The organism is uncultured Pseudoteredinibacter sp., assembly GCF_947500695.1.
GTDB lineage: Bacteria > Pseudomonadota > Gammaproteobacteria > Pseudomonadales > Cellvibrionaceae > Pseudoteredinibacter.
This window is the reverse complement of sequence record NZ_CANMSS010000001.1, coordinates 239,823-251,756: the sequence shown is the minus strand read 5'-3', so window position 1 is coordinate 251,756 and position 11,934 is coordinate 239,823. Positions and strand designations below refer to the sequence as shown.

The 11,934-nt window shown below is 44.8% G+C and carries 8 protein-coding genes; 5 read left to right on the top strand and 3 right to left on the bottom strand.

Translation table 11 applies throughout. The features are described 5' to 3' along the window. The first annotated feature begins 2 nt into the window (after positions 1-2). Both Q1A08_RS21465 and Q1A08_RS00895 read left to right on the top strand, forming a co-directional pair. Positions 3-500: a histidine phosphatase family protein gene (locus tag Q1A08_RS21465; RefSeq protein ID WP_363323468.1), complete on the top strand. Its 498-nt coding sequence runs from the start codon at positions 3-5 to the stop codon at positions 498-500. A gap of 85 nt (positions 501-585) precedes the next feature. Beyond that, positions 586-1,977: a hypothetical protein gene (locus Q1A08_RS00895; RefSeq protein ID WP_299768353.1), complete on the top strand. Its 1,392-nt coding sequence runs from the start codon at positions 586-588 to the stop codon at positions 1,975-1,977. Here the strand turns inward: Q1A08_RS00895 and cysB are convergent. Further along, on the bottom strand, positions 1,974-2,948 hold the full coding sequence (gene cysB / locus Q1A08_RS00890; RefSeq protein ID WP_299768351.1) for an HTH-type transcriptional regulator CysB: 975 nt from the start codon (positions 2,946-2,948) through the stop codon (positions 1,974-1,976). The two genes, Q1A08_RS00895 and cysB, sit on opposite strands and share 4 nt — an antisense overlap. Positions 2,949-3,158: 210 nt before the next feature. Here cysB and Q1A08_RS00885 point away from each other — a divergent pair, with 210 nt between their 5' ends. Next, positions 3,159-3,941 carry a sulfite exporter TauE/SafE family protein gene (locus Q1A08_RS00885; protein WP_299768348.1) on the top strand — a complete coding sequence of 261 codons (783 nt, stop codon included), beginning with the start codon at positions 3,159-3,161 and terminating at the stop codon, positions 3,939-3,941. Between the two features lie 43 nt (positions 3,942-3,984). Here Q1A08_RS00885 and Q1A08_RS00880 read toward each other — a convergent pair whose 3' ends face one another. Next, positions 3,985-4,887 carry a 5'-nucleotidase gene (locus tag Q1A08_RS00880; RefSeq protein ID WP_299768345.1) on the bottom strand — a complete coding sequence of 301 codons (903 nt, stop codon included), beginning with the start codon at positions 4,885-4,887 and terminating at the stop codon, positions 3,985-3,987. 274 nt (positions 4,888-5,161) lie between these two features. Here Q1A08_RS00880 and Q1A08_RS00875 point away from each other — a divergent pair, with 274 nt between their 5' ends. Continuing rightward, entirely contained in the window at positions 5,162-10,057 is a 4,896-nt protein-coding gene (locus Q1A08_RS00875; RefSeq protein WP_299768342.1) for an Ig-like domain-containing protein, read from the top strand. Positions 10,058-10,084: 27 nt separating this feature from the next. Here Q1A08_RS00875 and Q1A08_RS00870 read toward each other — a convergent pair whose 3' ends face one another. Further along, complete coding sequence (locus tag Q1A08_RS00870) at positions 10,085-10,738, bottom strand: TetR/AcrR family transcriptional regulator (protein ID WP_299768339.1); 654 nt, start codon at positions 10,736-10,738, stop codon at positions 10,085-10,087. Between the two features lie 194 nt (positions 10,739-10,932). On the opposite strand from Q1A08_RS00870, the gene Q1A08_RS21460 reads away from it, so the two are divergent. Further along, positions 10,933-11,433: an arsenate reductase ArsC gene (locus Q1A08_RS21460; RefSeq protein ID WP_363323467.1), complete on the top strand. Its 501-nt coding sequence runs from the start codon at positions 10,933-10,935 to the stop codon at positions 11,431-11,433. Positions 11,434-11,934 lie beyond the last annotated feature (501 nt).

The window sequence follows — 11,934 nt, the reverse complement described above, 5'->3', positions numbered from 1 at the left end:
TTTTGGAAGCACACACGAAAGTAAAACACCTATCAGCACCGCTGTTCTTTTTAAGGCACGGTCAAACAAACTGGAACTTAGAAAGGCGACTGCAAGGGCTTAATGATGTAAGCCTCAACGAAACAGGGTTTCAACAAGCCAAATCGTTAGCGCCTCTCATACATGAGCTTGAGATAAAAGATTGCATCTGCAGCCCGATGCTTAGAGCAAGGCAAACTCTGGCGCAATTACAGTTAAATTGCCCTGTACGTGTAGACCATAAATGGCAAGAGCTTTCGATTAACCTCCAAAGCCTCCAGCCACCAAGGGCCAAGCTTGCGCCGGAGCAGCTTAAACCCTATACGCTAATAGTTTCCCACGGCAGTGTATTTGAAGCACTCTGTCATACCCTAGCTATTCCCGTGAAGGTACTTGATAATTGTAGCCTTGTAGAAATTTCGATAGGCAATACAATTAAAATACATCATTCAGGGTATCCTTTAGTTAATCGCCAAGAATAGTCACTCGGAATGACTCACCCCTGAAACCAACAGCACCACAAGCACCGTCAAAGCCAGTACTTAGTGGATAGATAAGGACCATCTCATGCTGAAAAAAGCCATATACGGACTAATCGCTCTTTCATCAGCTGTGGCAGCCTATATTTACTGGGGCTCGCAGGATACAGATTCATACGATGATAAGGGCTTTTTGAGTCTTCCTATCACTGTAATAGCCGAAAACAACGGCTTTCGGCACATTAAGTTTATAAACAATAGGGAAATCAACAAGTTTGAGCTAACTTCACACAATCGCTTTAATCAGCATATCAATGAGGGGAAGTGGGATGAACAATGGGTCTCTGAAACCCTTACGCAGAAACAAGAAGCTCTAAAAGCCGTTTATCTAGCCAGTCAGGCCAATCAATTCGACTTGGAGCAAACATATACAGATGAATCACCAAACTTCATTGGCTTGGTAGACCTCTCTAAGTTATTGCTACTACAAGCTCAAAAATTTCTGCGTGATGGCAATATCGATGCTGCTCTCGAATACTACTCAGCTTCATTAAAATACGGCTACTTACTTAAAACTGAGGCCGGCAGCACTTTAATTTCTTATGCTATTGGTCAAAAAATTGAACAAATAACGCTATTTCGAATGAGTAGATTGATCATCGAAGAGCCATTAAGCATAGAACAGTTAAAAAGCATTTTAACGCTGCTCAAGAAAATATCGAAAAACAAACACAAGGACTTCTCACACACACTGCACGGAGAATTTATATATACCGCTAATCAGCTAGAAAAACCCAGCAAGCAGACTCTCGCAACAAGGTGGGAACAATACAAACTATATAACTATAATCAGCTGACCTTCCTTAACGAGAATGACAGCGATACTGCATTAGCAAGCAAGCTATTTGACCTGCTATTCGCTCTTTTCCCACGCTTCTACCTACACACAAATACTGAGCTTAGCTTTTTTGCAGGTCGACTTATCAAACAGAAGCATAAAATTCTTGCTGGCTGTAGCAAACTGGTAGCTAAACAGGAGAGCGAACAAGTGCCTCTTAGTTGGCTAGATCTCATACGCAGTAACTCAGCGGGATTAGAGCTTCGCAACGAAACAATGCACAACACATTTAGCCAGCAACAACTATCGCATTGTTTCCACCAGCTGCATGTTCAAGCCAGTAAGATTTCAGTGGCAAATAAGCTCTTTGAGAAGGAGTACAAAAAGAAACTAAGCCAGCTGACAGAGCTTAGCCCATACCTAGATGCAGTAGATTTACAAGATCCATTTGCCAAGCAAGCTCAGCTTCTTGGTTTAGAAAATGGATTTATTACTTCAGTGGGCTTAAACGGTGCTAGTAATCCAAGCGAGCATGGCAGCTTATACCAGCAAAGCTGCGCATACCAAGAGAGTTGTTTTAACGAGCCGCGTTTTTTATTGAGCGATTTTGACGAAAACCTAGGCATTCCGCCAAAAATTTAGTACACCGGCAGCTCTATTGAAGAAAACAGCTCATCTACTTCAGCTTTACTGCTGCGGCCAATGGCATCGGCCACCAGGTCACGATCGAGATGCGGCGCGAACTTTTGGATAAATTCGTACATAAAGCCGCGTAAGAAGGTGCCGCGACGAATGCCAATCTTAGTCGTGCTTGATTGGAACAAGTGACTAGCGTCCAACGCGACCAAATCACTGTCTAGAGTTTCGTCATAAGCCATATGGGCAATAATGCCGATACCTAAACCTAGTCTTACATAGGATTTGATAACGTCCGCGTCAGCGGCGGTGAATACCACCTTAGGGGCCAAACCACGCTCAACAAAAGCCTCGTCCAATTTAGAGCGGCCAGTAAAGCCAAAGACATAGGTCACAATTGGATGATGAGCGACATCTTCCAAGCTCAGCTTAGAAACCTGACATAGAGGGTGGTCTTTCGGTACCACTATGGAGCGGTTCCATTTGTAGCAAGGCATCATCACCAGATCACTGAATAACTCCATCGCTTCTGTTGCGATGGCAAAATCAACGGTACCGTCAGCGGCCATTTCAGAGATCTGCATAGGTGTACCCTGGTGCATATGCAGGGAAACATCCGGATATTCTTTAATAAAGTCGCCAATTACATTGGGTAAGGCATAGCGCGCTTGGGTATGGGTAGTGGCAATAGACAGACTGCCTTTACGCTCATCACTGAATTCTTGGGCGACCTGTTTGATACTTTCAACTTTACGGAGGATCTCTCCGGCAGTATTTAAGATGGCTTCACCAGCCGGGGTAATTCGGGTTAAGTGCTTGCCACTGCGGGAAAAGACCTCGACGCCTAATTCATCCTCCAATAGACGAATCTGCTTACTGATCCCAGGTTGCGAAGTATAGAGGCTTTGAGCCGTCGCCGAGACGTTGAGGTCATGGTGGGCAACTTCCCAAATATAACGCAACTGCTGCAGTTTCATAGCTTTCTCCCCTGTGTATTGGCCACGGTCAGACCATGAGCGCAAACGCGCTCAGAAATGAAGCTTTGTACGCCAAGCTCTTGTCCAAGTATTTACTTATAAAAATATAAGTAAATATTCTTTTCCAGAATAGAGTCTTATCCGTATATTTGCCAGTACTAATTGCTAATTTAGCTATAAAAATTCACCTGTTTCCTACTTATTGTTTATATGGATGCCTTAACGTATATATTTGCCGGTGCTGGCGTCGGATTCGCCGTCGGAGTAACCGGAGTCGGCGGTGGCTCACTGATGACCCCCCTGCTGATCCTCTTTGGTATTCCTTACAATGTAGCCATTGGTACCGACCTTTTGTTTGCCGCCGTCACTAAAGCTGGAGGGGTTCGCACCCACCACAAACTGGGCAATATTCGTTGGTCATTGGTTGTGGCATTGGCGGCTGGTAGTATTCCCGCATCGCTGGTTACCGCCTTACTGCTGCAAACTTTCTTTCAGGGCGCCCATGACTATCAAGGCTTATTGACCCACAGCCTGGGCTTGATGCTGATTATCACCTCGGCCGTTATCCTGTTTAAAAAGCGCTTACAGAAAGCCAGCCAAAGCGGCGATGGCCTGATGTCAAAGGTGCATCAGCATGGACGCCTGATCACCGTGATCAGTGGCGTCATACTAGGCGTGCTGGTAACCCTATCTTCAGTTGGCGCTGGAGCCTTCTGTGCAGCGCTACTTTTAGTGTTGTACCCCAAGCTGAAGGCCACTGAAGTGGTAGGTACTGATATTGCCCACGCTGTCCCACTTACCCTCATAGCTGGCCTTGGGCACCTATTCTTTTTGGGCAATGTGGACTTTATGCTACTTGGATGCTTGCTCCTTGGATCGCTACCGGCCATTCACTTTGGCAGCAAGCTTTCGGCTCAGCTACCTAATAGCATTCTGCAGCCTGCACTCGCCTCGCTACTGATGCTACTGGGTGTAAAGTTCGCCTTTTTATAAGCACAATTTTTATAAAACCGCATAGAGCAAGCCGAGTGAGCATTTAGCCCTGACTCGGTTCGTTTGCTACGCCATGAGGAACATGGCCGGTCGCGACATGTTGACTGGCCGACTGGCAATGACTCTGTTGATCATCAAAAAACACATCCGCGCCATAAGAACGTAAAAACTCACCCTTATCTAGACCACCTAAAAAAAGCGATTCGTCAAGACGAATACCCCACTGTCTGAGGGTTCGTATGACTCTTTCATGGGCTGGCGCAGAGCGGGCTGTTACCAAGGCCGTTCTAATAGGACAATCACCATTTGGAAAATCGGCCTGTAGATGCTGTAAGGCTTTGAGGAAGGTTTTAAAAGGGCCACCGCTCAGCGGTGTTTTCGCCTTAGTCCTTTCATTTTCAGCAAAAGCTTCTAGCCCCTCTTGTTTATAGATTCGCTCAGATTCATCAGAGAACAAAACAGCATCACCATCAAAAGCAAAGCGCAATTCTCCATCATCACCCAAGCGACTTCCTGCCAACATAAGCGTTGCAGCTGCCACTCCTGCATCTAGCGCCTGACGAACATCCTCGGCATGGGTAGAAAGAAACAGATGACAACCAAAGGCCGAGACATAACGATAAGGGCTTTCCCCGCCACAAAACGCGGCCCGGGTAATACCCAGCCCATAATGCTCAATGGAGTTAAACACTCTAAGCCCAGTATCAGCGCTATTGCGAGACAGTAATATCACTTCTACACGGTTTTTATCTTCATTGAGAGCGAGCAGCTTTTTCACCAAAGGAAAGGCTTCACCCTGCTCAAGAATATCGTCTTCGTGCTTACGCTGATACTCGGCAAATGCCGCTAGGCCTTCGCGCTCAAAGACAAGGTGACTATCACTTAAGTCGAACAAGGCCCTAGATGAGATTGCAATAATTAATTTTTCACCAAATGCCGAAGACATATTACCCCTAACAAGTTTATCGCTCTTAGTCAGATTCTGACGGCTGTATAAAGACTGATGGCTCATCAGACACAAGATTAAATAACTATAAATATAAAAATGCTACTCATCACTTTGTATTAGCTAATTAACCACTAGCGAACTTTAATGAAACAAAAGAATGGTTTTCACTAACAAAGCTAGAAACAGCTCACATATTCAATAATATCTCTTTGAATATTTTCAAGCAAAGAGCGTTCGCGGCTCAATCAACAATAATCGGAAACATTATATTATGGCCAATATTTCGAGCATTATGGATGATCAAGGCAGCACTCAAGGTAAGTTAACGCACCTAGGGAAAACGGATGATAGCCTTCTGACGATAAACGGTACTGGCAGCCCAGGCGCTACCATTAATGTCTTCCAAAACGGCACCCTAATCGGGCATTGTCAAGCAGATGCCCAAGGGATTTGGGTGTTTCAAAGCCCTGAATTATCACAGGGTCTACACCAACTTACCGTTAGCGAAACCGACGCCAACGGTATCGAATCCTTGCCTAGCCAAGCGTTTCAGATATCAGTTGATCAAGAAGTTCTGACCGCCAGTGAACTAGCGATCAATGGTGTTCCCAAAGCCTATGCGAACGGAGACCAGCTTAGCAGCGGAGAACATCACTTCAGCGGCAAAGCTGAGCCGAACTCGACGATTGAAGTCTTTGATAAAGGCGAATACGTAGGAACAACAAACAGCGACGACAGTGGTAACTGGACGCTAGGGGTCAACCTCGCCGAAGGAGCCCACGAATTAAGTACAACCGTTAAAGATGACGCCGGCAATATTAGCAAATCGTCAGAGCCCGTTAAACTTGAAGTTATGGCCGTGAACGATAATGCCAATACAACCGGTGTTACGCTTCCTCCTGGTACCAGTGTGGTAGACGGTGGCTACAACAATAACAAGACCCCACTAGTGAGCGGAACTGCAACCGCTAAAGCTATGGTTTATCTTTCTGTAGGCGATCAAAATTATGGCCCAATTCAAGCCGATGACCAAGGGAACTGGACAGTGCAAATCACTGAACCACTTGATGAAGGCGAACACCTTTTCCGCGCCAAAGCAGTAAATGATGCTGGCACAGCATATGACGGATTTACATTAACTATCGATACGACTGCCCCTGACGCCCCCACCATTGATTATGCCAACGACGATGTCGGTGCTTACCAAGGCCGAGTGGAGCATCAAGAATCCACCGATGACGACGCCTTTAGCTTGCACGGCCATGGGACTAAGGGAGATATTATTGCTATATATCACGGTAAGAGCTTCTTAGGCACCACCTTCGTAAAAGATGACGGCAGCTGGGAGTATCAGCCAACAAAGAGCTTTTTAACGGGTGAGCAAACTTTCTTTACTATTGCATTTGATAAAGCCGGCAACCGAAGTGATGCAAGTGAAGAATTTGAAGTTACCGTAGACCGTCAGGTTGAGCCACCCGAAATTCTCTATATTTTAGATGATGAAGGGCCAAGTACCGGCGAAGTGAATGACGGTGGAAACACCGATGATATTGAACCATTAATCGTCGGCAGTGCGGAAAAAGGCGCTTTAGTTCATATTTATATCGATGGCGCATTTGTAGGCTTTACCCAAGCAGACAAAAACACAGGCGAATGGAAGCTTCAATCGCCACTGCTTTTAGATGAAGGCCAGCATGCAATTACCGCTAAGCAATACGACCTTGCTGAAAACGAGAGTGACATGTCCGACTCTTTCAGCTTCACAATATCTCTCAATCAAGCGCCAGATGCAGAAGATGATCACTACACCATTAGCAAAACCACTAAGTTTGATGTACTAAAAAATGATAGCGATGCTGACGGCGACAAAATTTCATTATCTGAAATAGTTAGCCAAGGTCAATTTGGCAACGCACAAATTAAAAATGGTAAAATCACTTACAAGCCCAATGGCAAGGTAACCGAACCACAACAAGATACCATTGAATATAAAATCGAAGATGGTAATGGTGGTACCGACACTGCCACAATCCACATTACTCTTCTTCCTCCGCATGTTAAGCCTACTATTGACCTTGATGAAAAAAGTGATTCTGGTCGTTATGACAACGATAACATTACCAAGGACAGCACACCTGAATTGGTCGGCACCGCCACCATTGGTAGCCGCGTAATTATTTACAAGGGCAACAAAAAAATTGGTGAAACCACGGCCGATAGCGACGGAAAATGGAGCTTTACTACTAATGAATACAATGATGGTGACCACAAATTCAAGGTTACTAGCGTTATAGGTAGCGAGAAAAAATCTTCTTCAAGCTTAACCGTTACTATCGATACAGAAGTTGAAGCGCCGGTAATCACCCACCTTGTCGATGATCTAAACGGTTCAAAAAATGTCTCGCCTGGAGAAACCCTCAACGACACTCTCCCTGAGGTCCATGGTACAGCTGAAGCTCATGCTGAGATCATTGTTTATGTTGACGGTAAAGAAGATGGGCGCATAGAGGCCGATGAAAATGGCGATTGGGTTTATCAAGTTAGCAATGAAATGAATGATGGCTCAGTCGATATTCGCGCAAAGCAAATCGATATCGCCGGGAATATCAGCCCTAAAACCCAGGGTTTTGAGGTTGAGGTTCAATCAAACCAAGGCCCCAACGCCAAGAACGACAGAGTATCAACCACTGACACCGTTAAAGTAGATGTTCTATCCAACGACAAAGATCCGGACGGCGATAAACTGAAGCTTGAAAGCATTACCAAGCAAGGAAAGTACGGTAGCGCCAAAATTAACAAATCTGGTGAGATCGTCTACGAGTTGGACAACCCTGCAAACCAGGTATTAACCGACACCGTCATTTATCAAATCAGCGATGGCCGTGGTGGTTTTGATACTGCCAAAGTTATTATTGAGATCGCACCACCTATCGAAAAACCTACCATTGATTTAAAAGCTTCTAGCGACTCCGGTAAGTTTAACGATGATGATTTAACTAATGATACCACCCCTACTTTTACCGGTTCAGCAACCGCAGGAACTACTGTTACCTTATTCCACGGTAAAACCAAGGTTGGCGAAACCATTGCTGAATCCAATGGTAGCTGGACGATTACTAGCACACATTTGAATGACGGCAACTATGACTTCAGAGTTGTAAGCAGTCGTGGTGAAGAGTCAAAAGATTCTGAGCCTCTTACTGTTACTATCGATACCATCGTGGACGCGAATGTCGTCAACATTGGCCGAACTTATAACAACGCCTACGACTTTACCGAATACACAACTCAAAATGGCGGTAAAGTTGATAATGGAGATTCCGTTTATCATGCTAGGGCCAGTGAAATAGCATGGCACCTAACGACCACTGAATATGTAGACTATAAAATTAAAGACATTGATGCTAGATATAGTGGAAGAATGAATGGCCTCACCGACGGTTATCTTGCGAGGGCCGAAGGCGGTGCCAGCAGCGATACAGACATTAAACCCGATTGGTTTAGAAATATTAGCGGTGACACATCGGCTTGGGATCATGTTTTCTACACCTTCCAGGCAACCCTGCAGGATTTAGCAGGTAATGAGCTAGTCGTTTTAATGACACCGACACTAGTCGATCCAATTGCATCATTGAAAGATGGGGGTTATATCGTAACTTTTGCTTCATTAAACGCTAGCAAAGATGGCAGTTTTGATATTTGGGCACAACGGTATGATGTTAACGGTAATACTGTAAATGACGCTTTTGTCGTTAATAGTTTCCGCTTGGGTGAACAAGCCAACTCGGATGTGACAGGCCTAGAAGATGGTGGCTTCCTAGTAACTTGGCAATCCGACGACCAAGACGGAGATGGATTTGGCATCTTTGCTCAACGTTATGATGCCAACAGCCAGAAGGACGGTTCAGAATTTCAAGTCAATCAATTCTACAGCTCGGACCAAAGTCGCCCTGAAATTACATCACTAGAAAACGGAGGTTTCGCTGTAAGCTGGATGAGTGACGGACAGGATGGTCATGCGGCCGGTGTCTATCTGCGTGTTTTCTCAGCAGATGGTGAGCCTCTAGGAAATGAAATTCAAGTAAATGAGCAAGGCCAAGGAAACCAAGCCTTACCGTCAATAACAGAACTAAACGGCGGGCTATTTGCGGTCAGCTGGCATGCTAGCCAAGATGAAAGTGGCAACAATATTTGGGCTAAGATTTACGACCAAGAAGGCAATATTATTAAAGACGATTTCATCTTACATGACGATTTAAGCGGCGAGCAGTTTTTGAGTAATATACGCAGCAGCTCTGACGGTGGATTCATCGCTAGCTGGGTAAGCATCGCAGCTGATGGCGCCAATCAAATACAAATTCAAAGCTTTAGTGCCAGCGGAAAAGCGCTTTTCGAGCAAAACATCATTATTATGCCGGCAGATGAACAAACTAGTATCACGGGTCGCCCCGAAGTAAGTGGTTTAGATAACGGCGACTTTGTAGTGGTTTGGTCTGAGGTGAATAACGGAATTGCTAACGTCTATAGCAGCAGATACTCATCTGAAGGAGAAATAATCAGCGCTAAAACAATCATCGCCCAGAGTCAGCTCACCTCAAATATTGAGCCGCACATTGTTACTCTGGAAGACGGTGGCTACCTGGTTACTTGGACGAGTATCGACAGTAACACAGGATCTATCGCGATTTTTGGTCAACGTTTTGACAGTAGTGGTATGTCTTTCTCTGACGCATTTGAAGTGGGCAAAGTCGATAGCAGCTTTGACGGTAATGAAAGTGCTCTCAGTCAGCAAAGCTTGGATAATAGCAGCAATAGCTTGCTAGACCTCAATGAAAGCGACCTTGGCTTGGAGGGTCTAGTCGATGCCGACTTTTCTCAGCCAACGGCATCTGGCGATATGCTCGTGGCACAGATTTCACTATCTGGGGCACTCTCATCACCATTAGATTGGAGCTCATTACTTGATGGCGATGCTTCAGCTAAAGAACTATTTGAACAGCTTGAAGTTGAACTGCCAGAACTTGAGGCAGCTCAGTTTACTACGTCCAGAACGAATGAGACTGAAGAAGGCGAGAAAAGCTCTATTGATTTCTATAGCTCAGAGCAAATAACACAAGAGCTAGAGCAGCTATTAATAATCCAAGCGGACATCGACATTCACCCCTAACACCCTAAGCCCTTTGCCACAGGTCGCTCAACGCGGCTTGTGGTGTTTTGTTAGCATAAACAAGCAGATCGCCTTTAAATCGGAAAGACTTTTGGCGGCACGCTCAGAGTTTTGATCGACCACCGTTAACAACAATGCGTGGCTGGCCTCTAAATGTAGCCTGGCAATCCTACCTAACTCTTCCTCATCTTGCTCAAACCCCAAACGCCGATACATGCGAATAAAGTGACTGATCACCACAAAATCATGCTGAGCGTCTAGCTCTCTTAATTCAGGGATGGCCCAGAGTGCTTGAGCTAAAGGCAGAATTGCCTTCTGCTCTTTGTAGACGTCTAACATAAGATCAATCTGACAAGCCGTAAAAGTCTCAAGGCTCATTGACTCGATATCAAGGCGCTCTGTTGCCTCAAGCGCTTCGGTCATACGATCTAGCCAACGCTCACCCAAGGCATACAAAATTGCATGTTTATTGGGAAAATAATGGTACAAAGCACCCACAGAAATCCCCAGATCTTTTGCAATCAGTATGGTCGTTAAATCATCAAAACCGACTTCATCGAGCAATCTAGCCGTCGCATCCAATATTTGCTGAGTTTTCTGTTTAGCACGCTCTTGAATGGGCTGACGACGAGGGGCCAGCTTAGTTTTGCGGTCTTTTTGGCGCTCTAGGGGCATAATCATCCAGATCTAATAAAATCGCCCTATTCTAGCTCTATTGTTAGTTGCTGACTATATGGGGAGCAATAAAGTGTAGCAGTACAGAAACACTGACAGTGGTCATTTTTCACCCAACCATAAGCACCTACTTTCTCATATTTTTATCACAATTCTATGCAGGCATAGACAGCCCGGCACTAATTCTCCAACATGCAGCTATGAATATATTATTTGTATGCACCCATAATCGCTGCCGCAGTATACTCGCGGAAGCTATATTCAGCTCTCACGCTGGGAACCTCGCATTGAATGTAAAATCTGCCGGTAGCCAGCCAGCGGGTAAAGTACACCCGGAGTCCCTCCTTGCCCTGAGCAGAAATAATATTCCCTGTGAATATTTACAAAGCCAATCTTGGGAAGATTTTTCACAGTGGCCTTGCGACCTCATCATTACAGTTTGTGATAGTGCAGCACAGGAAAGTTGCCCACATTATTTCTCTTCCGCACAGGTTCTACATTGGCCCTTAAAAGACCCATCTTCAATTGAGGGCTCAGAGTCTCAACGAATAGAAGCCTTTGACAAATTAGTTTCGCAGTTGCAATCAGCAGCAAATGAATTTTGTAACCGTATAAAAGCCTCCGGCCCTAAAAGCGCTATCGATTGTCTCATCGAATACGGAGCCAAGCACAAAGAAACTTCCAATTCCGTGGCTCTCTAGGTGCCACTTGGCAAACATAAGAGTCTAAGCAGAAGGATTTAGGGCATAGGCAGTTGTTTAAGATTAATCAGCGATGAACATCTAAAGAAATGCACATTTTCCAGCCCAGCTTAGACGAAAAAACTGCGGTTCTCTAACAACATCACTAAAACTAAAGACTGATTTTCACCATTCTAGATTGCCTTTCGCCTTGAGCCGAAAGGCTTTTAATCAACACCGTTCATCTTTGATTAATTTTTTGTTGAATATCAGGTACTTAATAACCAAGTAAAATTAATTGTAAAAGTAATTTTTAGTACTTTGTAACCATTCTCCTAAGGTTTAGACCACTAATCCCCGACAAGCTGCAGCACAAATTACCCCATACTTTTCGTGATAGAATTCACAGAAATTTTAATATTAGCTAATACATCAGTTCTAAGCGAATGGCTTATGTTCATTAAGCCTAGGTAGCAACAAGGCAACAATAAGCGCCCTCAAAATCTCGCAAAGATCTGAACA